The organism is Govania unica, assembly GCF_027920805.1.
GTDB classification, from domain to species: Bacteria; Pseudomonadota; Alphaproteobacteria; order Sphingomonadales; family Govanellaceae; genus Govanella; species Govanella unica.
Genome location: NZ_JANWOI010000004.1, coordinates 258,385 through 284,352 on the forward strand (window position 1 = coordinate 258,385; position 25,968 = coordinate 284,352).

General features: G+C 60.3%; 27 protein-coding genes. 23 read left to right on the forward strand and 4 right to left on the reverse strand.

What is annotated here, in order from left to right:
• The first annotated feature begins 141 nt into the window (after positions 1 to 141).
• From NYP16_RS11945 to NYP16_RS12040, 20 genes are all read left to right on the forward strand, one after another.
• Positions 142 to 2,937, forward strand: coding sequence for a [protein-PII] uridylyltransferase (locus NYP16_RS11945; RefSeq protein ID WP_274944379.1), 2,796 nt, complete (start codon positions 142 to 144; stop codon positions 2,935 to 2,937).
• A gap of 100 nt (positions 2,938 to 3,037) precedes the next feature.
• Positions 3,038 to 4,612 carry a murein biosynthesis integral membrane protein MurJ gene (gene murJ / locus NYP16_RS11950; protein WP_274944380.1) on the forward strand — a complete coding sequence of 525 codons (1,575 nt, stop codon included), beginning with the start codon at positions 3,038 to 3,040 and terminating at the stop codon, positions 4,610 to 4,612.
• A gap of 85 nt (positions 4,613 to 4,697) precedes the next feature.
• Positions 4,698 to 5,711, forward strand: coding sequence for a tryptophan--tRNA ligase (gene trpS / locus NYP16_RS11955; RefSeq protein WP_274944381.1), 1,014 nt, complete (start codon positions 4,698 to 4,700; stop codon positions 5,709 to 5,711).
• 228 nt (positions 5,712 to 5,939) lie between these two features.
• The gene (locus tag NYP16_RS11960) at positions 5,940 to 6,581 is read left to right on the forward strand and encodes a DUF4136 domain-containing protein (protein ID WP_274944382.1); all 642 of its coding nucleotides are present in this window, start codon (positions 5,940 to 5,942) and stop codon (positions 6,579 to 6,581) included.
• 234 nt (positions 6,582 to 6,815) lie between these two features.
• Positions 6,816 to 7,325 carry a universal stress protein gene (locus tag NYP16_RS11965; RefSeq protein WP_274944383.1) on the forward strand — a complete coding sequence of 170 codons (510 nt, stop codon included), beginning with the start codon at positions 6,816 to 6,818 and terminating at the stop codon, positions 7,323 to 7,325.
• 138 nt (positions 7,326 to 7,463) lie between these two features.
• A complete protein-coding gene (locus tag NYP16_RS11970) occupies positions 7,464 to 8,018 on the forward strand; it encodes a NifU family protein (RefSeq protein ID WP_274944384.1) in 555 nt (184 codons plus the stop codon).
• Positions 8,019 to 8,124: 106 nt separating this feature from the next.
• On the forward strand, positions 8,125 to 8,721 hold the full coding sequence (locus NYP16_RS11975) for a malonic semialdehyde reductase (protein WP_274944385.1): 597 nt from the start codon (positions 8,125 to 8,127) through the stop codon (positions 8,719 to 8,721).
• Positions 8,714 to 9,445, forward strand: a complete 732-nt coding sequence (gene tsaB, locus NYP16_RS11980; protein WP_274944386.1) for a tRNA (adenosine(37)-N6)-threonylcarbamoyltransferase complex dimerization subunit type 1 TsaB — start codon at positions 8,714 to 8,716, stop codon at positions 9,443 to 9,445. The genes NYP16_RS11975 and tsaB overlap by 8 nt, the downstream gene beginning before the upstream one ends.
• Entirely contained in the window at positions 9,442 to 9,906 is a 465-nt protein-coding gene (locus tag NYP16_RS11985; RefSeq protein WP_274944387.1) for a GNAT family N-acetyltransferase, read from the forward strand. Before tsaB ends, NYP16_RS11985 begins: the two co-directional genes overlap by 4 nt.
• Before the next feature lie 140 nt (positions 9,907 to 10,046).
• On the forward strand, positions 10,047 to 10,463 hold the full coding sequence (locus NYP16_RS11990; protein ID WP_274944388.1) for a Ros/MucR family transcriptional regulator: 417 nt from the start codon (positions 10,047 to 10,049) through the stop codon (positions 10,461 to 10,463).
• A 156-nt stretch (positions 10,464 to 10,619) separates the two neighbouring features.
• Entirely contained in the window at positions 10,620 to 11,006 is a 387-nt protein-coding gene (locus tag NYP16_RS11995) for a Fur family transcriptional regulator (RefSeq protein WP_279347263.1), read from the forward strand.
• A 31-nt stretch (positions 11,007 to 11,037) separates the two neighbouring features.
• Positions 11,038 to 11,805, forward strand: coding sequence for a lysophospholipid acyltransferase family protein (locus NYP16_RS12000; RefSeq protein ID WP_274944390.1), 768 nt, complete (start codon positions 11,038 to 11,040; stop codon positions 11,803 to 11,805).
• Between the two features lie 70 nt (positions 11,806 to 11,875).
• Positions 11,876 to 13,258, forward strand: coding sequence for a tRNA (N6-isopentenyl adenosine(37)-C2)-methylthiotransferase MiaB (gene miaB / locus NYP16_RS12005; RefSeq protein WP_279347244.1), 1,383 nt, complete (start codon positions 11,876 to 11,878; stop codon positions 13,256 to 13,258).
• 26 nt (positions 13,259 to 13,284) lie between these two features.
• On the forward strand, positions 13,285 to 14,358 hold the full coding sequence (locus NYP16_RS12010; RefSeq protein WP_274944392.1) for a PhoH family protein: 1,074 nt from the start codon (positions 13,285 to 13,287) through the stop codon (positions 14,356 to 14,358).
• Positions 14,355 to 14,930, forward strand: coding sequence for an rRNA maturation RNase YbeY (ybeY, locus tag NYP16_RS12015; RefSeq protein WP_274944393.1), 576 nt, complete (start codon positions 14,355 to 14,357; stop codon positions 14,928 to 14,930). The genes NYP16_RS12010 and ybeY overlap by 4 nt, the downstream gene beginning before the upstream one ends.
• On the forward strand, positions 14,923 to 15,867 hold the full coding sequence (locus NYP16_RS12020) for a hemolysin family protein (RefSeq protein WP_274944394.1): 945 nt from the start codon (positions 14,923 to 14,925) through the stop codon (positions 15,865 to 15,867). Before ybeY ends, NYP16_RS12020 begins: the two co-directional genes overlap by 8 nt.
• The gene (gene lnt / locus NYP16_RS12025; protein WP_274944395.1) at positions 15,864 to 17,438 is read left to right on the forward strand and encodes an apolipoprotein N-acyltransferase; all 1,575 of its coding nucleotides are present in this window, start codon (positions 15,864 to 15,866) and stop codon (positions 17,436 to 17,438) included. The genes NYP16_RS12020 and lnt overlap by 4 nt, the downstream gene beginning before the upstream one ends.
• Positions 17,439 to 17,533: 95 nt before the next feature.
• Positions 17,534 to 17,950: a helix-turn-helix domain-containing protein gene (locus NYP16_RS12030; RefSeq protein ID WP_274944396.1), complete on the forward strand. Its 417-nt coding sequence runs from the start codon at positions 17,534 to 17,536 to the stop codon at positions 17,948 to 17,950.
• An 81-nt stretch (positions 17,951 to 18,031) separates the two neighbouring features.
• Entirely contained in the window at positions 18,032 to 18,388 is a 357-nt protein-coding gene (locus NYP16_RS12035; RefSeq protein ID WP_274944397.1) for a DUF952 domain-containing protein, read from the forward strand.
• 3 nt (positions 18,389 to 18,391) lie between these two features.
• Entirely contained in the window at positions 18,392 to 19,462 is a 1,071-nt protein-coding gene (locus NYP16_RS12040) for a quinone-dependent dihydroorotate dehydrogenase (RefSeq protein ID WP_274944398.1), read from the forward strand.
• 31 nt (positions 19,463 to 19,493) lie between these two features.
• Here the strand turns inward: NYP16_RS12040 and bfr are convergent, their stop codons facing one another.
• Positions 19,494 to 19,967 (reverse strand): bacterioferritin, encoded by a 474-nt coding sequence (bfr, locus tag NYP16_RS12045; RefSeq protein ID WP_274944399.1) that lies wholly within the window; start codon positions 19,965 to 19,967, stop codon positions 19,494 to 19,496.
• A 103-nt stretch (positions 19,968 to 20,070) separates the two neighbouring features.
• Positions 20,071 to 20,259 (reverse strand): (2Fe-2S)-binding protein, encoded by a 189-nt coding sequence (locus NYP16_RS12050; protein WP_274944400.1) that lies wholly within the window; start codon positions 20,257 to 20,259, stop codon positions 20,071 to 20,073.
• Positions 20,260 to 20,441: 182 nt separating this feature from the next.
• On the opposite strand from NYP16_RS12050, the gene arsC reads away from it, so the two are divergent.
• Positions 20,442 to 20,789 carry an arsenate reductase (glutaredoxin) gene (gene arsC / locus NYP16_RS12055; protein WP_274944401.1) on the forward strand — a complete coding sequence of 116 codons (348 nt, stop codon included), beginning with the start codon at positions 20,442 to 20,444 and terminating at the stop codon, positions 20,787 to 20,789.
• On the opposite strand, the gene NYP16_RS12060 is transcribed toward arsC, so the two are convergent.
• Together NYP16_RS12060 and NYP16_RS12065 are read right to left on the reverse strand one after the other, a co-directional pair.
• Positions 20,786 to 22,138, reverse strand: coding sequence for an MATE family efflux transporter (locus NYP16_RS12060; protein WP_274944402.1), 1,353 nt, complete (start codon positions 22,136 to 22,138; stop codon positions 20,786 to 20,788). The genes arsC and NYP16_RS12060 overlap by 4 nt on opposite strands.
• Before the next feature lie 431 nt (positions 22,139 to 22,569).
• Positions 22,570 to 22,779 (reverse strand): hypothetical protein, encoded by a 210-nt coding sequence (locus NYP16_RS12065; protein ID WP_274944403.1) that lies wholly within the window; start codon positions 22,777 to 22,779, stop codon positions 22,570 to 22,572.
• A 203-nt stretch (positions 22,780 to 22,982) separates the two neighbouring features.
• Here NYP16_RS12065 and NYP16_RS12070 point away from each other — a divergent pair, with 203 nt between their 5' ends.
• Both NYP16_RS12070 and NYP16_RS12075 read left to right on the forward strand, forming a co-directional pair.
• Entirely contained in the window at positions 22,983 to 24,860 is a 1,878-nt protein-coding gene (locus NYP16_RS12070) for a 2-oxoacid:acceptor oxidoreductase subunit alpha (protein WP_274944404.1), read from the forward strand.
• A complete protein-coding gene (locus NYP16_RS12075) occupies positions 24,857 to 25,873 on the forward strand; it encodes a 2-oxoacid:ferredoxin oxidoreductase subunit beta (RefSeq protein ID WP_274944405.1) in 1,017 nt (338 codons plus the stop codon). Before NYP16_RS12070 ends, NYP16_RS12075 begins: the two co-directional genes overlap by 4 nt.
• Positions 25,874 to 25,968: the final 95 nt, after the last annotated feature.

The following is a 25,968-nucleotide window of genomic DNA, read 5'->3' on the forward strand; positions in this document are numbered from 1 at the left end:
GGGCAATGACAAGTTCATATAGCCCCCATACCTGTCATTGCCGGGCTTGACCCGGCAATCCATCTTGCTACTCCGATCTTGCCGATCGCGGGGTGAACTGCCACTTTATAAGGGTATGTAAGACAGCGCTGGCGAGTTTTCATGGATAAGATCAAGAATCCGAAACAGGTGATCGACCGTCGTGCGCTTGTGATTGCGCTTGAGAAGGCGGTGGCGACCGTGCCGCGCGATCAGTGGCGCGGCGTGCTGCTTCAAGCGCTTAAGGGCGCTTATCGTCATGGTTTTGACGAGGTGAAGGCTCGCTGTGGCAAATCGGGCAGCACCCGGGCGCTGACCGGGCGGGAGATCGTGCAGGCACAATGCTATCTGGTCGATCAGATCATTCGCGTGCTTTATGACTTCATCATTGTTCATGTCTATCCGCAGACCAACCCCACCGAAAGCGAGCGCATGTCGGTGGTGGCGGTGGGCGGCTATGGACGGGGCGAGCTTGCGCCTTTTTCCGATATCGATCTGCTGTTCCTGCTGCCCTACAAGCAGACCCCCTGGGGCGAGCAGGTGGTGGAATATATGCTCTATATGCTGTGGGATATCGGCCTCAAGGTCGGGCATGCCACGCGTTCGGTGGATGAAAGCATCCGGCTGTCGAAGCAGGATCTGACCATCCGCACGGCTATTCTTGAAGCCCGGTATCTGTGGGGCGACCGTGCCCTTTATGACGATCTGAAGCGCCGGTTCGAGCGCGAGGTCATTGCCGACAGCGGTCCCGAATTCGTCGAACGCAAGCTTCAGGAGCGTGACGAGCGGCATAAAAAGCTTGGCGACAGCCGTTATGTGGTGGAGCCGAACCTCAAGGAAGGCAAGGGCGGCCTGCGCGATCTCCATACCCTGTTCTGGATCGCGAAATATCTTTATCGCGTGGCCTCGGACTGGGATCTGGTGAAGGAAGGCGTGTTTTCCGAAGACGAACTGCGTGAGTTCCTCAAGGCCGAGGATTTTCTCTGGACCGTGCGTTGTCATCTTCATTATATCGCCGGTCGCCCGGAGGAGCGCGTGACCTTCGATATGCAGCGGGAACTGGCGCAGCGGCTCGGTTATGCGGATCGCAAGAATTCGCTCGGGGTCGAGCGCTTCATGAAGCATTATTTCCTGATCGCGAAGAATGTCGGTGACCTCACACGGATTTTCTGTGCCCATCTGGAGGAGCAGCATAAGCGCAAGCCGCGCTTCCGGCTGCCGCGGTTCGGGCTCAGGAGCCGCCAGATCGCCGGGTTCGCGGTCGATGGCGAGCGCATCACCTTCAGCCCGAAGCAGGATCTTCATAAGGATCCGGCCCTGATGCTGCGGCTGTTCCGGGTGGCGCAGAAAAACACCCTGGATATTCATCCGAAGGCCATGCGGATCATCCGCCAGAATCTGGCGCTGATCGATCGCGCGGTGCAGAACGATCCGGCGGCAAACGCGGTGTTTCTGGAGATCCTGACCGCCGGGAAGGACACGGAGAATACGCTCAGGCTCATGAGTGAGGCCGGGGTGTTCGGCAAATTCATTCCCGATTTCGGCCGTGTCGTCGCTCAGATGCAGCATGACATGTATCATGTCTATACGGTCGACGAGCACACCATCCGGGCCATCGGCATTCTCGCCCGCATCGAGACCGGGGAGCTTGAAAAGGATCATCCGGTCAGTCATGAGGTGATCCATAAGGTGGTGGCGCGGCGGGCGCTCTATGTGGCGGTTATGCTGCATGACATCGCCAAGGGCCGGGGCGGCGATCATTCGCTGCTTGGGGCTGAGGTGGCGCAGAAGCTGTGCCCGCGGCTTGGATTGACGCCAGCGGAAACCGATCTCGTGGCCTGGCTCGTGCAGTATCATCTGCTGATGAGCAATTTCGCCTTCAAGCGCGATGTGGCTGACCCGAAAACGGTGCAGGATTTTGTCCAGCTGGTGAAAAGTCCTGAACGCCTACGGCTGTTGCTGGTGCTGACCGTGGCCGATATTCGCGCGGTCGGTCCCGGCATCTGGAACGGCTGGAAGGGCCAGTTGCTGCGGGAGCTTTATTACCGGGCCGAAGATGTGCTTATGGGCGGGCATGTGGAGGACGGCAACGAAAAGCGGGTGAGCGCCACGAAGGCTGATCTGGCGGCGAGGCTTAAGGGCTGGAGCGAGGCCGACATCAGCCGTCATCTCGATCGGCTTTATGACAGTTACTGGCTCTCCATGAGTGCCGATCAATTGCTGGCCCATGCCCGGTTGGTGCATGACGCCGACCGCGATAAACAATCTCTGGCGCTTGATTTCCGGGTCGATGATTTCCGCGCCGCCACCGTTGTCACGGTCTATGTGCAGGATCACGCAGGGCTTTTTGCCCGGCTGTCGGGAGCCATCGCCATCTGCGGGGCGAGCATTGTCGACGCCAAGATTTTCACCACCAAGGACGGCATGGCGCTGGATGCGTTCTGGATTCAGGATGCGAACGGGGCGGCGGTCAATGAGGCCGAGAAGCTCGACCGCATCCGCACGGTCATCGAGGATACCCTCAAAGGTGATGTGTTGCCGGCGGAAGTGCTGTCGGCCAAGCCCGCCTATAAAAAGCGCACCGATCTGTTCACGGTGGAGCCGGTGGTGTTCATCGATAACAAGGCGTCAAACACCTATACCGTGATCGAGGTCAATGGCCGTGACCGGCCGGGGCTGCTGTTCGATCTGGCGCGGGCCTTTTTTGACCTCAATCTGTCGATTTCCTCGGCCCATGTGGCGACTTACGGGGAACGCGCGGTGGACGTGTTCTATGTGCGCGATCTGTTCGGTCATAAGGTCACCCACCAGAACCGCCTGCAGGCCACCGATGCGCGGTTGATGGAGGCCCTTGTGGGCGGGGTCAAGCCACGGCGTAAACGCACGGCCGAGAGCGAGGCTGTGGTCCCCGCATCTTGAGTGGGACAGGGCATGGAATTCTCTGTATAAAGCATCGTCACTCCCGCACAGGCGGGACTGACAGGTCGACTTAAACTGGTCCCGCATTTCACGAGTCTTCATGTCCTTATTTCGTGCCACTTTCACCGTCGGCGGGCTGACTGCGGTCAGTCGTATATTGGGCTTTGTCCGTGATATTCTGACGGCGCGCATCATTGGTGCGGGGTGGGTCGGGGACTGTTTCGTGCTCGCCTTCAAACTGCCGAATTTCTTCCGCCGTCTGTTTGCCGAAGGGGCGTTCAGCGCCGCCTTTGTGCCGATGTTTTCAAGTCTTCTCGAAGGCGAGGGGTTGCCGAAGGATGCGACGCCTGAGGAAAGACGGCGGGCGGCCATTGCCTTCACCGAACAGGCGCTGTCGGCGCTGCTTGGGACATTGCTGCTGTTCGTGACGGTCTGCCAGGTATTCATGCCCTGGCTCATGATGCTGCTTGGGGCCGGATTTCTGGACAATCCGGAGAAATATGACCTTGCGGTGCAACTGACCCGGATCACCTTTCCGTATCTGCTATTCATCAGTCTGGTGTCGCTGTTGGGCGGGGTGATGAACGGGCTGCATCGCTTTGCGGCGGTGGCCTTTACGCCGGTGCTGTTGAATTTATGTTTGATCGTGCCGCTCGCGCTTGGGCTTGAGGTGAGCACTCTGGCTTCTGCCCATATGCAGGCGGTCGCGGTCAGTGTGGCGGGGGTTGTGCAGTTTCTGTGGCTGGTGGTCGCCTGCCGACGGGAGGGCATCAATCTGCGCCTCCGTCTGCCGAGCATCACGCCGCAGGTGAAGCGGCTTTTGACCATCATGGCGCCGGTGGCGCTTGGGGCCGGGGCTTTTCAGGTCAGTCTGATGATCGATACGTTTCTCGCGAGCTTTCTGCGCGATGGGTCGATGTCGTTTCTCTATTACGCCGACCGGCTCAACCAGTTGCCGCTTGGCGTGATCGGCATTGCCGTTGGCACGGCCTTGTTGCCGCTGTTGTCGCGGCAGGTTGCGGCCGGGGACGCTGCGGGGGCCATGTCGAGCCAGAACCGGGCCATTGAAATGGTCTGGTTTCTGACCCTGCCGGCGGCGGCGGCGCTGGTCCTTATGCCGGAGACGCTGGTGCGGGTGCTGTTCCAGGGGCAATCCTTTAACGCTGACATGACCCATGCCACGGCCATGGCGCTTGGTGCCTTTGCTTTGGGGTTGCCGGCTTATGTGTTGGCCAAGGTGCTGACGCCGAGTTATTTCGCCCGCAAGAACACCCGCACGCCGGTGCGCTATGCCATGATCGGGCTTGGCATCAATGTGGTGTTGAATGTCATCCTGATGTTCCCGCTGGCCCATGTGGGGCTGGCGCTGGCCACCGCCATTGCTGCCTGGGTCAATGCCGGGCTGCTCTATCGTGGGCTTATACAGCGCGGGCATTATGAGATGGATCTGCGGCTGAAAAAACGGCTGCCGCGCATTCTGGCGGCGACGGGGGTGATGCTGGCGGCGCTCTATGGCGCACTTCTGCTGCTCGATGGGGCCTTGCATGATGGTGGGGTGGTGAGATTTTCGGCCTTGGCCGGGGTGGTCTTAGTCGGGATCGGGGTTTATGCGGCGGCGGCCTTTGGCTTTGGCGCCATTACCAAGACTGATCTGCGCAGCATCCGGCGGCGGTAGGGATAATACGGGGCCTTCCGAGACTTGACCGCCAAACAGCGAGCGGTCATAACCCGAGCAGCAAAAATTAAGTGGAGAGCCACCCATGACAATAGCTTCAGGTCAGCGCGTTTTCTCGGGCGTTCAGCCGACGGGGAACCTGCATCTTGGCAATTATCTTGGGGCGATCCGCAATTGGGTGGGCTTGCAGGCAGAGGCCGAGTGCATTTTCTGCGTCGTCGACATGCATGCGATCACCGTGTTTCAGGAACCGGCGGCGCTCAGGGCGGCCACGCGTGAGGTTGCGGCAGGCATGATCGCCGCCGGGGTCGATCCGAAAAAAGCCATTCTTTTCAACCAGTCGCAGGTTCCGGCCCATGCCGAACTCGCGTGGATTTTCAATTGCGTGGCCCGGCTTGGCTGGCTCAACCGCATGACCCAGTTCAAGGACAAGGCCGGCAAGAACCGCGAGAATGTGAGCTCGGGACTTTATGTCTATCCAAACCTGATGGCGGCCGACATTCTGATCTATAAGGCGACCCATGTGCCGGTGGGGGAGGATCAGAAACAGCATCTTGAACTGACCCGCGATATCGCCCAGAAATTCAACAATGATTACGGGGTCGCGTTTTTCCCCGAAGTCACGCCGTTGATCCTCGGGGAGGCGACGCGGGTCATGTCGTTGCGCGACGGCAGCAAAAAAATGTCGAAATCGGACCCGTCCGAACTGAGCCGCATCGCCATGACCGACGATGCCGACACCATCGCCCAACGCATCCGCAAGGCGAAAACCGATCTTGAACCGTTGCCGGAGACCGCCGAAGGTCTTGCGGGGCGGCCGGAGGCGGCCAATCTCGTCGGCATCTACGCGGCCCTGAGTGATCGGTCCAAGGACGACGTCTGCGGCGAATTCGCAGGCAAGGGTTTTTCGGAGTTCAAAGCCGCGCTGGCCGATCTCTGCGTCGCCAAGCTCGCGCCCATCGCCGAGGAAATGCGCCGCCTGCGGGAGGATCCGGCCTATGTGGACAGCATTTTGCGCGACGGCGCCGACCGCGCGAACGCCATCGCCGCCCCGATTTTGAAGGATATCCAGGATATCGTCGGGTTCCTGCGGCCCTGAGGGTTGGAGAGACTGGATTGCTTCGGCTGCGCCTCGCAATGACGGAGTGTGTTGGGGGCTTACTGAGTGTTTGTCGTCATCGCGAGCCGCGTGAGCGGCGTGGCGATCCAGGCTTTGGCTGCAGAAAGGCGGGCGGGGCCGATTTTTATGTTGGGCTCTGGCGCAACCGTCTGCGGTTCCTATATAATAGAAGACTTGTGGGAAGGGTTTGACGGAGTAAATTGGACCATGCGTAAGACAATATGGACTTTCGCGGCGTTGGCGCTCGCGGTCATGGTCGCGGGGTGCGCCAGCTCGTTCAACTCGGATGTGACCCGTTTCCATCGTCTCACTCAGCCTGCCGGGGAAAGCTTCGTGGTGCAGCCCATGGACCCGGAGAACAGAGGCAGCCTGGAATTTGCGCAATATGCGGCCGATGTATCGAACCGCATGGTGGCGCTTGGCTATCACCTGGGGACACCCGGCACGCACACGGACCTGACGGTGCGGCTCGGTTATATGGTGGATGAGGGGCGGACTGCTATTCGCTCCTATTCGTCGAGTTTCTATGGTGGATATGGTTGGGGTGGATATGGCTGGGGCCGGCGTGGCTTTTTTAACCCCTATTATGGCGGTTATTGGGGCTATCCCGGTTTTGACGAGCCGGATATCCGTTCCTATGTGGTCTATGGCCGCAAGCTCGCCATGGATATCGACCGCAACGGGCCTGACGGCAAGCCTGTGCAGCGCCTGTTCGAAGGTCGGGTTGAAAGCCATGGCAGCGATAACCGGCTGACGGAAGTCATGCCTTATATGATCGCGGCCATGTTTAAGGATTTCCCGGGCGCAAGCGGCGTGACCCAGACCGTGAAGATCCCGCTTGGTAAGTAAGCGGGTCTGAGCCGCGGTGGCGACTCGTGCCCGGAGCGGTCGAATGCGCTGTCTGAAGCGTGCTGCGGCGGCTCAGCCGAGCACGGGTGAGGATGTTGATATGCTTTGGTTTTATTGAAGATAACAGATATTTTACGAAAAAGGGCCGGGGTGTATCCGGCCCTTTTGTTGTCAAGACAGTGAAGTTCCGTCATGTTTTTTCCATGGGGAACTTGTAGTAGGGATAGCGCGCCGATGCTTTTGGATAAAAAAGTTGGACCGCGGGTGGAGCTTGGGCCGGGTGAGCATCAGTGGAAGTTTCTGGTGGTGGCGGATGACACCCCGGAATTTCATCAGGCGCTCAGATATGCAAGCCGCCGGGCGGCGAAGATCAGTGGCTCGGTGGTATTGCTTTATGTCATCCCCCCTGCGGATTTTCAGCATTGGTCGGCCATCGAGCATCTGATGCGCGAGGAAGCGCAGGAAGCCGCGCAAATGTTGCTGGACCGGCTGGCCGACGACGTGCGCTCGCTGGTCGGGTTCATGCCCGAGATCGTCATTCGTCAGGGCAAGATCCATGATGAGATCCTCGCCGAGATCAATGAGGACGGGGATATTCATGCCCTCGTGCTCGGGGCGGCCAATGCGGAGAACCCGGGGCCGTTGGTGAGCGCTTTTGGCGGGCCTCTGCTGCGCGGGCTCAGGATTCCGGTGCTGTTTGTGCCGGGGGGGCTGTCGGCTGAGGATATTGATTTGCTGGTTTGAGGGGGCTCAGCCACCATGTGTCATTGTCGGGTCAAGCCCGGCAATGACAAAGAGGTGATAGAGTTATCCGACCAGTTTGGTCTTGATTTTCGGGTCGCGCTTCGCCATTTAAAGGGCAGCCTTGAGGAGATGCATTCCATGTTTATCCAGACTGAACAGACGCCAAACCCAGCCACATTGAAGTTTTTGCCCGGCCGTGAGGTCTTGGGCGACCGGACCGCGAATTTCACGACGGCCGAGGCCGCCGGGGTCTCGCCACTTGCGATCAAGCTGTTTGAGGTTGAGGGGGTGACCGGTGTGTTTCTCGGCTCCGACTTCATTACGGTGACCAAGGGGGAGGCCGAATGGCAGACCCTGAAGCCGGTGGTGTTGGGCACCATCATGGAGCATTTCACATCCGGGGCGCCGATCCTGACCGAGGATCTTGTGAGTGCCGAAAGCGGCGCGACCGATGCCGAGGAAGATCGTGAAATCATCGATCAGATCAAGGATCTGCTGGATACCCGGGTGCGTCCGGCGGTGGCTCGCGATGGCGGCGATATCGTGTATCACGGGTTTCAGCATGGTGTGGTCTATCTGAAAATGCATGGCTCCTGCGCGGGTTGCCCGAGTTCGACGGCGACTCTGAAGCAGGGGATTGAAAATCTGCTGAAACATTTCGTGCCGGAAGTGACGGAAGTGCGGGCAGTTTGATCTGCTTGCCAGGTTAATTTTCTGCGGTGCATAAAAGAGCGGCCGTTGTCTGGGACACGGCTTTTTATGTCCGTTTCGGTGTCGCTGTGATGAAAGGGTATGTCTCGTGAGCCAGGAATTTCTGTCCGACCATGATCTCGATCTGATTTTCCGCAACGCGCGCTCACAGAACAAATGGCAGGACAAGCCGGTGTCCGAGGTGACCCTTCGGGCGGTTTACGATCTTTTGCGCTGGGGGCCGACGAGCGCCAATTGTTCGCCCGCGCGGTTTCTGTTTGTGACCACGCCCGCCGCCAAGGAAAAGCTTGCCGCCTGCGTGTCGGCGACCAACGCGCCGAAGGTGCTGAGTGCGCCGGTCACGGCCATCATTGGCTATGACACCAAATTCTACGATCGCATTCCCGAGCTTTTCCCCCATAACCCCGGCGCGCGCGACTGGTTCGCGGGCAATGCGGCGCTTGCGACCGAAACGGCGTTTCGCAATAGCAGTTTGCAGGGCGCTTATCTGATCATCGCAGCGCGTTCGCTCGGGCTCGATTGCGGCCCCATGTCGGGGTTTGACGCCGATAAGGTCAATGAGGCCTTTTTTGCCGATGGGCAGATCAAGGCGAATTTCATTTGCGGCCTTGGCTATGGCGACAGCGCAGGGGTGTTTCCACGTCTGCCGCGTCTCTCTTTCACGGATGCTTGCAGCATTGCCTGATAGTGTTTGCATATTGGGCCTGGATACCGCGCTCGCCGCCTGTTCGGCGGCGGTGGTGCGGGGTGGCCGCACCCTTGCCGCCCGTCATGAGGAAATCGGACGCGGCCATGCCGAACGGCTGATGCCGATGATCGAGGAGATCATGGCTGAGGCCCGGGGGCTTGGCGTGGATTACCCGCAGCTTGCGGCGGTGGCGGTGACGGTGGGCCCCGGGGCCTTTACCGGATTGCGCATCGGCTTGTCGGCGGCGCGGGCTTTGGCGCTGGCGCTTGATCGTCCGGTGGTGCCGGTCACCAGTTTCGAGGCGGTGGCGGTGGCGAGTTTGACAGCTGCGCCGCTTGCCGTCGGTGCCTTGTTCGCGGTGCTGCATGATGCGCGACGCGGTGAGGTTTATGTGGAATGTCAGCGCTACCTTGGCGCCGACGACGCTGGCCTTGCCTGGGTGGAGAGCGTCGGTGCGGCGCGCGCGGTGCCGCTTGACGCCGTGCTTGAGACGCTGGATCCGGGGCTGTCCATGGCGCTTGGCAGCGGTGTGCCGTTGCTGCGGGCGGGGCTTCTGGACCGTGGCCTTCAGCTGCGGGATGAGCCCTGCTATCCCGATGCTGTCTGGGTGGCGGCGATTGCCGCCCGCATTTTGCGCTCGGGCACGGTGCTGGTTCCGGCGCGGCCGCTTTATTTGCGTGCTCCGGACGCGAAATTGCCTGGCGGATTGACGTTGGCATGACGGCGCGGGCTCCTTTGGTCATTACGGCCGTGGGGAGGGAGGCGGCGGCTTTGCTGGCGGAGCTGCGTTCCGCGGCGGGGGTCGAGCCTGGTTGGCCGGCCGAGGAGGTTGCTGCTTTGCTGGTGTTGCCCTCCGTCGGGGCGCTGCTCGCGCGCCGGGGGGCGGAGCCTTTGGGTTATGTGCTTTATGCGCTGGCCGCTGGGGAGGCGGAAATTTACGATATCGCGGTCTCGCTGGCCTGCCGCCGCATGGGGGTGGGCGGGGAGCTTCTGGATGCGGCGATCGAAGCCCTTGGCGCGGCGCAGGCCGAGCAACTTCATCTTGAAGTGGCGGTCGATAATGATCCCGCCATTGCGCTTTATGAACAACGCGGCTTTGTCGTGAATGGTCGGCGGCGCGGCTATTACCAACGGGCTGAAGGTCAGGCTGTCGATGCTTTGGTGATGACGCGATCTTTTTGAGATTTCTGTCAAGAAATGAGTTTTTTGACTTTTGCAGTCTTTTTATTACTTTTAAAGGGTGCGTATTTAATAATATTATTGAAAATTCAGATATTTAATATTATGAAATGAGTAATATTTTTAATTCAAGGGGCGTGGTCATGGAAGAAAAATTAATGAATCAGGATGAGCTGTTGGCGCTGACGACAGAAATTGTTTCGTCATATGTGGCCAACAACAGTGTGCCGGTCTCGGAATTGGGTGTTTTGATCGGTCAGGTCTATGCAACACTTGATAATCTTGGTGCGGTTCATGTGGTTGAGGAGCCGCAATTGCAGCCTGCGGTTCCGATCAAGAAATCAATCCTGCCTGATTATCTTGTCTGTCTGGAGGATGGCAGAAAGTTAAAGATGTTGAAGCGTCATCTCAAGACAAGCTACAACATGACTCCGGAAGACTATCGGGAGCGTTGGGGCCTGCCTGCGGATTATCCGATGGTAGCGCCGAATTACGCCATTCAGCGGCGTGAACTGGCCAAGAAAATCGGTCTCGGACGCGGGCGTCCCCGTCGCAAGTAATTTCCCAAGAAATGCCGGGACTTCCGTCTTGGAAGTCCTGGTCGTAAAGGCTTTGGTCTTTTCGATTGTGGTTCAGTCTGGGTCTTGAAAAGACCGGTTATATTGAGAGGAACAGACGTGCATCATGATATAGAGTCGCTGTGCGTCGAAAAAGGCATGCGCATGACCGATCAGCGTCGTGTGATCGCGCGCGTGCTGTCGCAGGCCGAGGATCACCCGGATGTTGAGGAGGTCTATCGCCGCTCGACGGCGATTGATCCGCATATCAGCATCGCCACGGTGTATCGTACGGTACGGCTTTTTGAAGAGGCCGGTATTCTCGAACGTCACGATTTCCGCGACGGCCGTTCGCGCTATGAGCAGGTGTCGGAGCGTCATCACGATCACCTGATCAATATAGAGACCGGCGAAGTCATCGAATTCCGCAATGAGGAAATCGAAAAGCTGCAGGTGGAAATCGCCCGCAAGCTTGGTTTCAAACTCATCGATCACCGGCTTGAGCTTTACGGCGTGCCGGTTGATCGCGAGACGAAAAAATCCTGATTTGTGACGGCTCCGTGTGAGGGGAGCGAGAATGAATCTTCGTGCCATCATTGTGACTGCGGTAATTTTTGGCATGGCGGCGGTTTTCGCTCCGCTCCAATATCTGTTGATCCGGGTGGGCGGGCGAACGGCGCAGCTTTTGCCTTGGGCTTACCACACGGTGATGGTGCGGCTGATCGGGCTGAAGATCACCGTGGTCGGCACGCCTGAGGCGGCGGGGCCGACCCTGTTCGTGTCCAATCACGTATCCTGGCTCGATATTCCGATCCTCGGGGCGGTGCTGCCCGCGAGTTTTATTGCCAAACGTGAAGTTGGCAATATGGGGGCGTTCGGAACCCTTGCCCGGCTGCAACGCACGGTGTTCATCGATCGCGAGCGGCGGGCGCAGACCCGGGCCCAGACCGATGAAATCGCCGCGCGTCTGAGCGAGGGCGGCAACCTCATTCTGTTTGCCGAGGGCACGAGCACTGACGGGTCGCTGGTGCTGCCGTTCAAATCGGCGCTGTTCGCCGTGGCCGAGGGGCGTGACGCGGCGCTCAGGATCCAGCCGATGACCATCGCTTATAAATCCATCCATGGCCTGCCGCTTACGCGGGGGACCCGGCCGATCATCGGCTGGTTCGGCGATATGGATCTGGTGCCGCATTTTCTGGCCATTCTGGCGCTCGGTCAAATCGGTGTCGAATTGCGCTTTCATGCCCCGGTGGATGTGGCCGCGTTCGAGTCCCGGAAAGGTCTGGCCAGCCATTGTTACGAAGCGGTGCGTGGCGGGCTGCTGGCGGCGCGGCGGGCGGCCTGACCGGATTCAAGTTGACTTCGACGGCGATCTGCGGACAATCCGCAGGTTTCAGGGCCCTTGTGCGGACGGTATGGTGACCAAAAAGCTTTATATCAAAACCTACGGCTGTCAGATGAATGTCTATGACAGCGAACGGATGGCCGAAGTCATGGCACCCGAGGGCTATGCCCTGGTGGAGACGCCGGAGGCGGCCGACGTGGTTGTGCTCAACACCTGCCATATCCGGGAAAAGGCGGCGGAAAAGGTTTATTCCGATATTGGCCGCTTGAAGGTTCTGCGTGATGAGCGCCTGCGCGGGGAGCGTGCGGGTGGTGATCTGGTGCTTGCTGTGGGCGGTTGCGTCGGGCAGGCCGAGGGGGCTGAAATCATGCAGCGCGCTCCGGCCGTTGACATGGTGTTTGGGCCGCAGACTTATCACCGGCTGCCCAAAATGGTCATTGCGGCGCGGGATGCGCGGGCGCTTCATGGCAAGGCGCGGGTCATCGACACCGAATTCCCGGCCGAAGAAAAATTCGATCATCTGCCAAGCCCGCGCGGTAGTGGCGGTCCGGCAGCTTTTCTGACCATTCAGGAAGGCTGCGACAAATTCTGCACCTTCTGTGTGGTTCCCTATACCCGGGGGGCGGAGTTCTCGCGTCCGGTCGAAAAGATCGTGGCCGAAGCGGAAAAGCTCGCCGCCGTCGGCGTGGTCGAGCTTACGTTGCTTGGGCAGAATGTGAATGCCTATCATGGGGTTGGGCTGGATGGCGGCGACTGGTCGCTGGCCCGGTTGATGGCGCGGCTTGGCGAGGTGCCGGGCATTGCGCGTATTCGCTATACAACGTCGCACCCACGCGACATGGGGGACGATCTTATTGCCGCCCATGGGGAGCTTGCGGCCTGCATGCCCTATCTGCATCTGCCGGTACAAAGCGGATCGGACCGGGTTCTCGCCGCCATGAACCGGGGCCATACGGCGGAGTCCTACCGCGATATCATCGCGCGGCTGCGGGCGCTGCGTCCGGATCTTGCGGTTTCAAGCGATTTCATCGTCGGCTTCCCCGGTGAAACCGATGATGATTTCGAAGCGACCATGCAGCTTATTCGCGATGTCGGCTTTTCTCAGGCCTATTCGTTTAAATACAGCCCGCGTCCGGGGACGCCCGCGTCCGACATGGCGGATCAGGTTCCGGAAGAGGTGAAGGACGCGCGGTTGCAGGCTCTGCAGACGCTGCTGTTTGAACAGCAAAAAGCGTTCAATGTCGCCTCGGTGGGTCAGGTGATGGCCGTGTTGCTTGAGCGGGTTGGGCGGTTTGAGGGCCAGTTGATCGGCCGCAGTCCCTATATGCAGGCGGTGAATGTGGATTGTGGCGCGGCGGCGGCCGATGTGATCGGACGCATTGCCATGGTTGAAATCCTCAGCGGCGAGCCGCATAGTTTAAAAGGGCGCCTTGCCACGGATCAGGCAGCTTGAAAAACGGCAGCAGGACGACAGAAATTTTGAACAAACGTGTGAAACGGCCAGCACCGGCGAAAGGGCAGCCTGAGGGCGTCGTCCCCGAAGACAGCAGCGTGGTGATGGAGTTCGACGACAATCGGTTGGCCGCCATGATTTACGGCGAACATGACCGTCATCTCATTCTGATCGAAGCGAAACTTGGCGTGCGGTTGCAAAATCGCGGCAACCGTTTGCGCGTCCTTGGCGGCGCCGGGGCGGTGGCGGCGGCCCAGGATGTGCTTGATCGACTGTACCGGGAGGCCCGGAAGGGCCGGGAAATCTCCACGCCCGAGGTTGATGCCGCCTTGCGCTTCGCCAGTCGCAAGCTTGCCGCGGTCGAGGAGGTCGAGGAGGATTTGGACGGCGGTGGTGCCTCCATCCGCACCCGCAAACAGGTGGTCAAGGCACGCTCCCCCGGGCAGGTCGATTATATCCGCAGTCTGCATCAGTCGCAGATGGTGTTCGGGTTGGGTCCGGCCGGGACCGGCAAGACGTTTCTCGCGGTGGCCATGGCGGTGTCGCGGCTCGCCTCGGGTCAGGTGGATCGGATTATTCTGTCCCGCCCGGCGGTTGAGGCGGGGGAACGGCTGGGCTTCCTGCCTGGCGACCTTCGGGAAAAAGTCGATCCTTATCTGCGCCCGCTTTATGACGCGCTTTATGACACCATGCCCGGTGACGAAGTGCTGAAACGCTTCGAGCGTGGCGATATTGAGGTGGCGCCGCTTGCCTATATGCGCGGGCGTACGCTGGCCAATTGTTTTGTCATTCTGGATGAGGCGCAGAACACCACGCCCATGCAGATGAAAATGTTTCTGACCCGCTTTGGCGAGAATTGCCAGATGGTCATCTGTGGCGATCCGAGCCAGACCGATCTGCCGCGCGGCACCCGCTCGGGGCTGGTGGATGCGTTGCATATTCTTGAAAAAGTCGAGGGCATCGATGTGGTGCGCTTCACAAAAGACGATGTGGTGCGTCATCCTTTGGTCGGCTCTATTGTCGAGGCTTATGATCGTGCCGACGCCGCCGATCGGGCCCGCCTAAAGGCGATGGGTCACAATACGGAGTCGCTGACGTGAGCGCCGACCCCTTAGGGTCTGTCCACGTCGAGGTCATGTGCGAGGGCGGCGATTGGTCGCGTCTCGGTGCGGAGCCGCAGGATTTCATCACCGATACACTGGTGGCGGCCCGCGCCGGTCTCGTGGCGGACTCGGGCCTGACCTGGCCGGGGCCGTTTGAGATCGTGGTCATCCTGATGACCGATGAGGCCATGCGCGAGGTCAATCGCGATCATCGTCAACAGGATAAGCCGACCAATGTTCTCTCGTTCCCGGTCTGGGAGCTGGAGGATCTGGAACTGTTGGCGGCCGGGACAACGCCGCCCGGACAGCCGCCGGGAGTGCCGGTGCCGCTTGGAGATATCCTGATGGCGGAGGCCACGCTCACGCGGGAGGCGGCGCTTCAGGGCAAGAGTTTTGCCGACCATGCGCGGCACCTACTTGTGCATGGTTTCCTGCATCTGGTGGGCTATGATCATATGAATGACGATGAGGCTGAGGTGATGGAGGCGCTGGAGGTTCAGATTCTCCGGGGCTTCGCCATTTCAGACCCTTATCAGGACAGAGAGCAAATTGTAGATAGCCATGAGTGACGAGTCTTCCAGCCAGTCGTCGGGCTCCAAAGATGGAGACCCGCTGAGTTTTATCTCCCGGTTGAAACGCCGGTTTTTCAGGCGCGTGCCCGAAGGCACACTGCGCGAAAGCCTTGAAGAAGTGATCGAGGATCACCCCGAAGGGGGTGTCGAGGGCATCAGCGACGAAGAGCGCTCGCTCCTCATGAACACGCTCGAATTCGCGGATATGCGGGTTGAGGATGTGATGATTCCCCGCGCCGATGTGATCGCCGTCGATGAAAAACTGGCGCTGCCGGCCTTGGTGCAGGCTTTTGCCGAGGCCGAGGTCTCGCGCATGCCGGTCTATCGCGGCACGCTGGACGAGGTGGTCGGGCTTGTGCATCTGAAAGACGTGTTCATTGTCCTTGCCAAGGCGCGCGGGACCGATGGGCGTTTGCGCTCGTTCAAGGATGTGACGCTGGCCGATATGATGCGGCCCATTCTGCATGTGCCGTCGTCCATGCGTCTGCCGGATCTGCTGTTGAAGATGCGGGCGCGGCGGGTGCATATGGCGGTGGTGGTCGACGAATATGGCGGCACCGATGGCCTTGTCACCAACGAGGATCTGCTGGAACAGATCGTCGGCGATATCGAGGATGAACATGACATCGATGAGGATGGCGACAGCCTGACGACCATTGATGATGTAACCTATGAAGCAGGCGGACGGCTCGCGGTCGAGGACCTCGAAACTGCGCTTGGCCGCTCGCTCCGTCAGGGCGGGGATGAGACGGAGGATGTCGATACCCTCGGCGGTCTTGTGGTCGCACTCGCCGGGCGGGTTCCGCATAAGGGGGAGCTTGTCATCTTCGACCCGAGCCTCGCGTTTGAGGTGCTTGAGGCCGACAGCCGCAGACTGAAGAAATTGCGCATCATGCTGACCACGGGGTCAGAGCCTCAGGGCGCGGTTGAATGATAGCTTGGGCCGAGCGGATCGCGGGCATGTCGAACCTTGGCCGGTGTGGGCTTGCGATCTGTTTCGGAGCGCTTGCGACCCTGGCCTTGCCGCCGCTTTATATCATCCCGGCGTTTTTTATTGCCTTCCCGGCGATCTTTCTGCTGCTGCGGCAGGCCGGGACGTCGCGGGCGGCGCTGCTGCTTGGCTGGGGCTTTGGCTTTGGCCATTATGTGACCGGCTTTTACTGGATCGCCATCGCCTTTTTCGTCAATGAGAGCGTGTCGGACGCGGCCGGGCCGGTGGCGGTGGTGGCTTTGGCGGCGGTTATGGCGCTTTATCCCGTGCTGGCCTTCTGGGTCTTTCACCGCTTGCAGAGTTTCATGCGTGGGGCGCTGGTGGCGGAAATCATCCTGTTCGCGCTCTGTTGGAGCGCGACGGAATGGCTGCGCGGGCATCTTTTTACCGGGTTTCCGTGGAATCTGGCGGGTTCGATCTGGGCTTTTTCGCCGGCCATGTTGCAGTCCCTGACGCTGTGGGGGGCTTATGGGCTTGGTCTGCTGACGGTGCTTGCGGCCTGCTTGCTGGCCGCCGGGGCGCTTGGGCGCTTCCGGCCGGTGCTGGCTGCTGTCCTTATGCTTGGGCTTTGTTACGGCGGCGGCGTCTGGCGGCTTGCGGGGGATCATGGGGCGGTTGAGCCCGGCGTGCGGCTCAGGCTGGTGCAGGCCAATGTGAAGCAGGGCGAAAAATGGCGCGAAGATCGCATGGCCGATAATTTCATGAGCTATGTGCGGCTGTCGGCCACGCCGTCCGACAAGCCGGTCACGCATATTCTGTGGCCGGAAACGGCCTCGCCGTTTTTTCTCAATGCGGAACCGGCGGCGCGGGCGGCCATTGCCCGGATCACCCCGCCCGGCGGCTATGTGATCGCCGGAGCGCCGGGCTATTACGCTGATCCGGCCGGAGGTGAGGCGCGCGTCGGCAACAGCCTGTTCGTGATCGACGACCAGGGCAAGGTGCGGGCCGGTTATGACAAGGCGCATCTGGTGCCGTTCGGCGAATATCTGCCCATGCGCGGGTTCATGACTTTGCTTGGATTTGAGCGCTTCGTGCCCGGCCTGCTCGGGTCGGATTTTACCGCCGGGCCGGGGCCGCAAAGTTTGCATGTGCCGGGGCTTCCGGCCTTCAGTCCGCTGATCTGTTATGAGGTTATTTTTCCCGGTGCGGTTGTAAAAATGGGCGACCGTCCGGGCTGGATTCTCAATGTCACCAATGACGGCTGGTATGGACAATCCGCCGGGCCTTATCAACATCTCGCCACCGCGCAGATGCGTGCGGTTGAAGAAGGTTTGCCGGTGGTGCGTGTGGCAGGCACGGGCATTTCGGCGGTGATCTCTCCCTATGGCGCGATCCTTGCCCGGTTGCCGCTTGGCACGCGCGGAATTCTTGATTCCGACTTACCACGTAAGGTAGAAAGTCAGACCTTGTTTTCTCGCGCAGGTGATTGGAGTTATCTCGGTCTCTTCGTTATACTGGCCGCGCTCGCGACAGGGGCTAGGGGCGTCGCGAACGGGGCCAGGCTAAAAATCTGACAAGACGGACCCCGTCGAGGTTGCGCGTTGTATTGCGCAACAGCGAGTGCTGAGTGGTGATTACAGGGCCTTTTGGACCTTGGGGGGAAGAGATTGTGAAATTAAGACCAGATCCCGTCGACATTCATGTTGGCTCGAAACTGCGGTTGCGACGGACCCTGCTTGGCATGAGCCAGGAAAAACTCGGGGAGGCGGTCAGTCTGACGTTTCAACAGATTCAGAAATATGAGCGCGGCAGCAATCGCATCGGGGCCAGCCGGTTGCATCAGCTGGCGCGGGTTCTTGAAGTGCCGGTCGCCTTCTTTTTCGAGGAAGCGCCGATGACTGGCGGGCGCGGCAATATGTTGGCCGAACCTGCACAGGCAGGCTATGAGGGGGAGGATCATCTCTCTCGCCGGGAGACTCTGGAGCTGGTGCGGTCCTATTATCGCATTCCCGATCCAGCGGTGCGCAAACGCATATTTGAACTGGTGAAATCCGTCGGCTCCATGTCAGCTGAACTGGCTGACTAGGCGGTGACCCGCAAGCTGCCTTTCGAAATCTGATTGTTTCGGCTATGGTGCGGCGAATTTCAATCGCACGCAGCCATGATCATGACGTCCCCTATCTATAAAATCCTGAGCCTTACCGATGATGCGGCGTTTGCCGCTGCCCCCGAGGCGGGCTATGCGGGATCGTCCGATGATGCCCGGGATGGCTATATTCATTTCTCGACTCGGGAGCAGCTCGCCGGGACGCTTGCGGCGCATTACCGGGGCTTGGATGAGGTCATGCTGCTGACGGTGGTGGTCGAGGGTTTGCCCAGTATCGCCCTCAAATGGGAAGAGTCCCGGGGCGGACAGCTGTTTCCGCATCTTTATGCCGTTTTGCCGGGCCGGGCTGTCCTTTGCCGCGATCGGCTGCGGCGAGGGACGTCCGGTCTGTTTGTTTTGCCGTGGGAGACTCACTAGGTCATGTCGCTCTATTCCTTGATCCGGCCGTTGATTTTTTGTTTCGATGCCGAAACGGCCCATGGCCTTGCTGTCACCGCCTTGAAATCGGGCCTGCTGCCGCGATGCGCGGCGGCGGAAGATCCTGTGCTGGTGTCGACCCTTTGGGGCCTGCGCTTTCCGACGCCGGTGGGGCTTGCCGCCGGGTTTGATAAAAATGCCGAGGTGCCGGACGCCATGCTGGCTCAGGGGTTCGGGTTTGTGGAGGCGGGCACGGTGACGCCGCGTCCGCAAGAGGGCAACCCGAAGCCGCGCATGTTTCGTCTGAGCGCGGATCGGGCTGTCATCAACCGGCTCGGGTTCAACAACGCGGGTCTTGAAGCTTTTCGTGCCAAGGCTGAAGCGCGTCAAGGACGGCCGGGTATTTTCGGCGCCAATGTCGGCGCCAACAAGGATACGAGCGATCCGGTCAGCGATTACGTGGCCGGGATCCGGGCGTTATACGGATTGTCGGATTATTTCACGGTCAATATCTCGTCGCCGAATACGCCCGGTTTGCGGTCCTTGCAGCGTCAGGACGCCCTTGACCGCTTGCTTGGGGCGGTGATGGCGGCGCGGCTTGAGGCGCATGGCGCACGGAGTGGGCGGTTGGTGCCGCTGCTGGTCAAGATCGCGCCGGATCTGAGCCCGGAGGAACGGGCCGATATTGCGAAAGTGGCGCTGAAGCATGAGGTTGACGGCCTCATCATTTCAAACACCACCATCAGCCGGCCCGCGGGCCTGCATGGGCCGTTTCGGGGCGAAACCGGGGGATTGAGTGGTCAGCCGCTGCTCAAGCTCGCGACGGAGGTTCTGGGCGATATGTATAAACTGACCGAGGGGCGCATTCCGCTTGTGGGCGTCGGCGGCATTGAAAACGGGCAAGACGCCTATCGCAAGATCCGCGCGGGCGCGTCCCTTGTGCAGCTTTATTCGGCCATGGTCTATGAAGGCCCGGGGCTCGGCGCGAGCGTTGCGCAGGAGCTTGCGAATTGTCTGCGTGCCGATGGCTACGCCAATGTGAGCGAGGCTGTGGGGGCGGACTGGGGGGCGTAAAGCCCCTGTCCCTGTGGCCCCAGCTGAACCCTCAGGAAGGGTCCATCTGCGATTGCAGATAATTATGCTCGCCCACGGAATCGTACAGACTGATCTGGGTTTCCAGCCAGTCTACATGCTCTTCCTCGGACTTGAGGATATCTTCGAGCAGTTCGCGGGTGACGTAATCCTTGACCGCTTCACAATAGGCGATGCCTTCGCGCAGGGGCGGAATGGCGTCATATTCAAGGGCCAGATCGGCGGCGAGAACTTCGCGGACGGATTCGCCGACGCGCAAGCGGCCGAGATCCTGAAGATTGGGTAGGCCTTCGAGGAACAGAATGCGGTCGATCAGCTTGTCCGCATGCTTCATCTCGTCGATGGATTCTTCGTATTCCTTGCGGGCGAGTTTGCCGAAGCCCCAGTTTTTCAACATGCGATAATGCAGAAAATACTGATTGATGGCGGTCAGCTCGTTCTTGAGCGCGCCGTTCAATATTTTGTTAACCTGGGGGTCGCCCTTCATGGCCAGTCTCCTTAGCAGAAGCCGGCATTCTAGGCCAAGCGGCGGGACGGGTCAATTGGGCTAGATGAAAATGACTTTTAAAATCAAGTGCATACTGAAGTTATCACTGTGACGAAGCGGCCCGTCCACGTTCATCGTGATAGACGCTCATGGCATGGGAGATGCATTTGCCGCATTGCGGCGCGGCTCCGAGACAGCGGAAAATCTCAGACGTGGTGGAGGGACCACCCTCGCGCTGGGCGACGGAACGGACGGCTTTTTCGCTCAACGCATTGCAGATACATACATACATCGTCAGCTGGTCCCTATGTCGAATCGTCACGGACAGTGCTAGGCTTGTTGATAATCATTCCTATTAGATTCTCAGCAAGCCGTCAATACAAATGCGACTGATTTGCATCTGAAAGTTTTGCATGGCCGTGTTGCTACCCTCCGGATATAAAAAACCAGCATCAGACCCCGAGGGAGATTGGCATGACGGTCAGTATTTATCACAATCCGCGCTGCTCGAAATCGCGGGAGACGCTCGCGCTTCTGGAGAGCCGGGGGATCGAGCCGCTGGTGGTCGAATATTTGAAAACACCGCCGTCCGCAGCTGAGCTTACGCAGATTTTGAAGCTTCTGGGGATCGGGGCTCGCGATCTCATGCGCAAGAAAGAAGCGCCTTATGCGGCGCTCGGCCTCGCCGATCCGGGCTTGAGCGAGGCGGCCTTGATTGCCGCCATGCATGACAATCCGGTGTTGATCGAGCGTCCGATCGTGCTCGCCAATAACAAAGCCGCCATCGGTCGCCCGCCGGAAGCGGTGCTTGAAATTCTCTAGGCGCGCTGAGGGATGAATTCCTCGCCGACGCGGCGGTAGAACCAGCCGAGGGTGAGGCCCCGCATGCCCATGAAAATGACGAAGGCGGCCCATAGCCCATGATTGCCGAAGCGCGGTTCAAGGACCGCGAGGGCGGCGATGAAGGCGAGGAGCGCGAGGGCGGCGGAATTGCGCATGTCGCGGCTGCGGGTCAGGCCGACAAACACGCCGTCGAACTGATAGCCCCAGACCGCCACAAGCGGCATCAGCACCAGCCAGGGAAGATGGGTCGCGGCTTCGGCGCGCACGCTTGGCAGATCGGTCAGCCAGCCGATCAGCGTGGTGCCGCCGAGGCCATAGACCAGCGTGAACAGAAGCGCCGCCAGCAGCGCCCAGAACCCTGTCACCCGCACGGCACGGCGAAAGGCCTGTTCGTTGCGCGCGCCTTTTTCCGCGCCGACCAGCGCTTCGGCGGCAAAGGCAAAGCCGTCGAGCCCGTTTGACAGGAAAAACAGGAAATTCATCAGTACCGCGTTGGCCGCGAGCGTCGCCGTGCCAATCCGCGCCCCGGCGGCGGTAAAAAGCCCGAAGGCCGTTAGCAACAAAGCCGTGCGAATGAAGATATCGGTGTTGACGGCGATGAGCCGCTTGAGCGCCGCGGCTTCGAGCAGCAGACGGCGGGTGAAGAGGGCAGGCAGGGACAAGCCGTAACCGCGCGTGAGGCTGCGCGTGATGAGGTAAATGCCGAGCAAAGCCGCAGCATATTCAGCGATCAGCGTGCCGCTTGCGACCCCGGCCACGCCCCAGCCGAAGCCGAGCACGAACAGCAGATTGAGCCCTGCGTTCAGGACATTCATGAGGATCTGGATCATGAGCGCGGTTTGCGCCCGCTGCACCCCAAGTAGCCAGCCAAGCACCACGAAATTGGCAAGTGCTGCTGGCGCGCCCCAGATGCGGATATTGAAAAAGACCTTGGCCATATGCTCGACCGCGGGCTCGCCCGGCAACAGGGCAAAGGCAATGAGCCGGATCGGCGCCTGCAGCAGAACGGCAGCGAGCCCAAGCCCAAGCGCGAGCATGAGGGCGCGGGAGAACACGACGCCGACCTCATGGGCGTTCTGCTGCCCTGAGGCCTGGGCGGTGAAGCCCGTGGTGCTCATGCGCAGAAAACCGAGCCCGAAATACAGGAAATTGAAAATCAGCGTCGCGAGGGCAACGGCAGCCAGATAACGGGAATCGGGCATATGGCCCATGATCGCCGTGTCGACAGCCCCAAGCATCGGCACCGCACAATTGGCGAGCATGATGGGGCCCGCGAGACGCCACATCTTGCGGTGCAAGGAGCCTGTTGTCTGGTCTGGCTGGGTCATGTTCCGCTTATGTCACGGGGCCGGGGGTTTGTCGAGAATCGGCAAGCTTCCACCGTCATTGCGAGCGCAGCGAAGCAATCCAGACTTCGGGGCGGACGGTCTGGATTGCTTCGCTGCGCTCGCAATGACGGTTTTGGGAATCGGGAGGGGCTGGTGCAGGTGTGAGACAGGCTTGTTTCGGCTGTGCCTCGCAATGACGGCAACCACCTATCCCCGTCATCGCGAGCCGCGTAAGCGGCGCGGCGATCCAGACTTCGGGGCGGCGGGTCTGGATTGCTTCGCTGCGCTCGCAATGACGATTTTGGGAATCGGGAGGGGCTGGTGCAGGTGGTGAGACTGGATTGCTTCGCTTTGCCTCGCAATGACGGTGAATCGCAAACCCCGTCATCGCGAGCCGCGTAAGCGGCGTGGCGATCCAGACTTGGGGTGGCTCAGCCGTGCATCTGGCGGAATGCCTGTTCCGACCGTTTGGCGCAATCGGACAGCAGTTTCAGGTGATCGAGCGTGAGGCCGTCGGCGATGAGGTCGCGGACGAGGCGGAGGTCCTGCAGCAAAATCTGGAGAGTCGGTTCCGTTGTCCGCACCAGCGGCCGATCGTTGGCGGGGTGGGCGAAAGCGGTGGGGCGATAGGTTGCAGGCATGACCGAACTCCATTCAAGGGCATGACCTTAGAATGGCAGGGTGTTTAAAGTGTTAACGGGGTTTCTCAGGAACTAACAGTTGACCTGACAGAGCAGCCAGCGCCCGGTGGGGCTATTTGCCAGGGCGCTATTTTAAAGCTGGAAACCATGGAATTGACGTGACAAGCTCAAGTCTGGTCTCACTTCTGTGAGGGTTCTAAGGCATGAATGTGCAGGAAACCGTCGCCGACCGTGATAGCCGGGCCCTCGAGTCCGTCGTCATCCGCTTTGCCGGGGACTCGGGCGACGGTATGCAATTGACCGGCTCCCAGTTCACGGTCTCGACCGCTCTGGCCGGCAGCGATCTCGCCACCTTCCCGGATTTTCCCGCAGAAATTCGTGCTCCCACCGGCACCACCTTTGGCGTCTCGGCGTTCCAGATCAATTTCGGTTCGACCCAGGTTCTGACCGCCGGGGACGAACCTGATGTGCTGGTGGTCATGAACCCGGCGGCGCTCAGGGTCAATCTCGGCGATCTGGCCGAGGGCGGGATTTTGATTGCCGACTCGGGGGCGTTCAGCGAGCGCAATCTGCAAAAGGCGGGCTATGCGCAGAATCCCCTGAAGGACGGCACGGTTAAATCCTATCAACTGCTTGAGCTGGATATTTCGGCGCTGACGCTTGAGGCGGTGAAGCCTTATGGGCTGTCGAACAAGGAGGCGCTGCGCTGCAAGAATCTGTGGACGCTCGGGCTTACGCTCTGGATGTTTGATCGCCCGCGTGCGCCGGTGCTCGATTGGCTCACGGCCAAATTCGCCAAGCGGCCGGATCTTGCCGATGCCAACCGGGCGGCGCTCAATGCCGGGCATATCTTTGGCGAGGCGGCGGAGCTTGCGGGCACGCTCAAGCATTATTCCGTTGGTCGGGCGCAGTTGGAGCCCGGGACATATCGCACGGTGACGGGAGGCCAGGCGCTCGCCTGGGGGCTTGTGGCCGGGGCGGAGAAGGCGGGGTTGCCGCTGTTTTTCGGGTCCTATCCGATTACCCCGGCGTCGCCGATCCTCCATCAGCTGTCGATGATGAAGGAATTCGGCGTCACCACCTTTCAGGCCGAGGATGAAATCGCCGCCGTCTGTTCCGCCATCGGGGCGTCTTATGCGGGGGCGCTTGGGGTGACATCGAGTTCGGGGCCCGGCGTGGCCTTGAAGGGCGAGGCCATCGGGCTTGCCATTTCAACCGAATTGCCGCTGGTGATCGTCAATACCCAGCGCGCCGGACCGTCGACGGGGATGCCGACCAAGACCGAACAGTCGGACCTTTATCAGTCGGTGTTCGGACGCAATGGCGATGCGCCGCTTGCGGTGCTGGCGGCGGCCAAGCCATCCGATTGTTTCGGGCTGGCGATCGAGGCGGCGCGCATTGCCACCAAATATATGACTCCGGTCATTCTGTTGTCGGACGGCTATATCGCCAATGCAGCGGCACCGTGGAAACTGCCGGATGTGGAGGCGATTCCGGCCTTTCCCGTGACCCATCGACAGGATCCGGAAGGCTTCCAGCCCTATCTGCGCGATCCCGAGACGCTGGCCCGGGTCTGGGCGGTGCCGGGGACGCCCGGGCTCATGCATCGCATTGGCGGCATCGAGAAGAATTACAGCAGCGGCCATATCTCCTATGACCCGGCGAACCATCAGAAGATGACCGACACCCGGCGCAATAAAATTCTGGGCATTGCCCGCGATCAGCCGCTGCAGACGGTGGAGACCGGGGGCGAGCGCGGGCGGCTGGCGGTGGTCGGTTGGGGGTCGACCTATGGCCCCATCGAACAGGCGGTGCGGCGGGCCCGGGCCGAGGGGCTTGATGTGAGCCATATCCATATCCGCCAGATCTGGCCGTTGCCGCTTAATTTGGGTGACTTGCTGCGCGGGTTTGATCAGGTGCTGGTGCCTGAGATGAACACGGGTCAGCTTTTGACCCTGCTCAGGAGCGAATATCTGGTTCCGGCTCAGGGGCTTAACAAGGTGTCAGGGCAGCCGTTTAAAATCACCGAAGTGCTGGGTGCCATCCGCGCCCGGTTGGCGGTGGCAGGAGACAGCGCATGAATGAGATCACGGCGCTTCAACCGAAGGATTTCGCCTCCGATCAGGAAGTGCGCTGGTGTCCGGGATGCGGCGATTATGCCATTCTGAAAGCCGTGCAGAAGACACTGGCCGAGATCGGCGCGCGGCCGGAGCGGACGGTGTTCGTGTCGGGGATCGGCTGTTCCTCGCGCTTTCCTTATTATATGGCGACTTATGGGTTCCATACCATTCACGGCCGGGCCCCGGCCTTTGCCGCCGGGATCAAGCTGACCAATCCGGACCTTGACGTGTGGATCGTCACCGGCGACGGCGATGGATTGTCTATCGGCGGCAATCATCTGCTGCATGTGTTGCGGCGCAATCTCGATGTGCAGATATTGCTGTTCAACAACGAGATTTACGGCCTGACCAAGGGGCAGTATTCGCCGACCTCCCGCATTGGCACGCGCACGCCGTCGACGCCTACGGGGTCGCTCGATGCGCCGTTGAGCCCCTGCGGTTTTGCCCTTGGGGCCGGGGCGCGGTTCATTGCCCGGGGCATTGATACGGCGCAAAAGGAGCTGCCGGGTATTTTCGCCCGCGCCCATGCCCATAAGGGGGCCTCCTTTGTGGAGATTTTCCAGAATTGCATCGTCTATAACGACGGCGTGTTCGATGCCTTTACTGAAAAGGCGGCGGCGGCCGACAACCAGCTTCTGGTCAGTCATGGCGAGCCGCTGCTGTTTGGCAAGGACCGGCAAAAGGGACTGCGGTTGAAGCCCGGCGGGTTTGATATGGAGGTTGTGACGATCGGAGAAAATGGCGTCAGGCTTGGCGATATTCTGGTTCATGACGAAACCAGCAAGACGCTGGCGCATTTGCTGATCGATCTGGTGCGGCCGACCTTCCCCATGGTGCTCGGGGTGATTTACAACAATCCGGCGCCGTCCTATGAGACCGCGGTCCGGGGTCAGGTCGAGGCCGCCGAGGCCGCAAAGCCGAAAGCCAGCCTCAACGCCCTGCTGCGCGCGGGACGGACCTGGGAGGTTTCGTAAGGTCGCCCACCCCCGTGTCGTCATTGCGAGGCGCAGCCGAAGCAATCCAGTCTTGCCTTGGGAAAGTGAAGGGCTGGATTGCTTCGGCTGCGCCT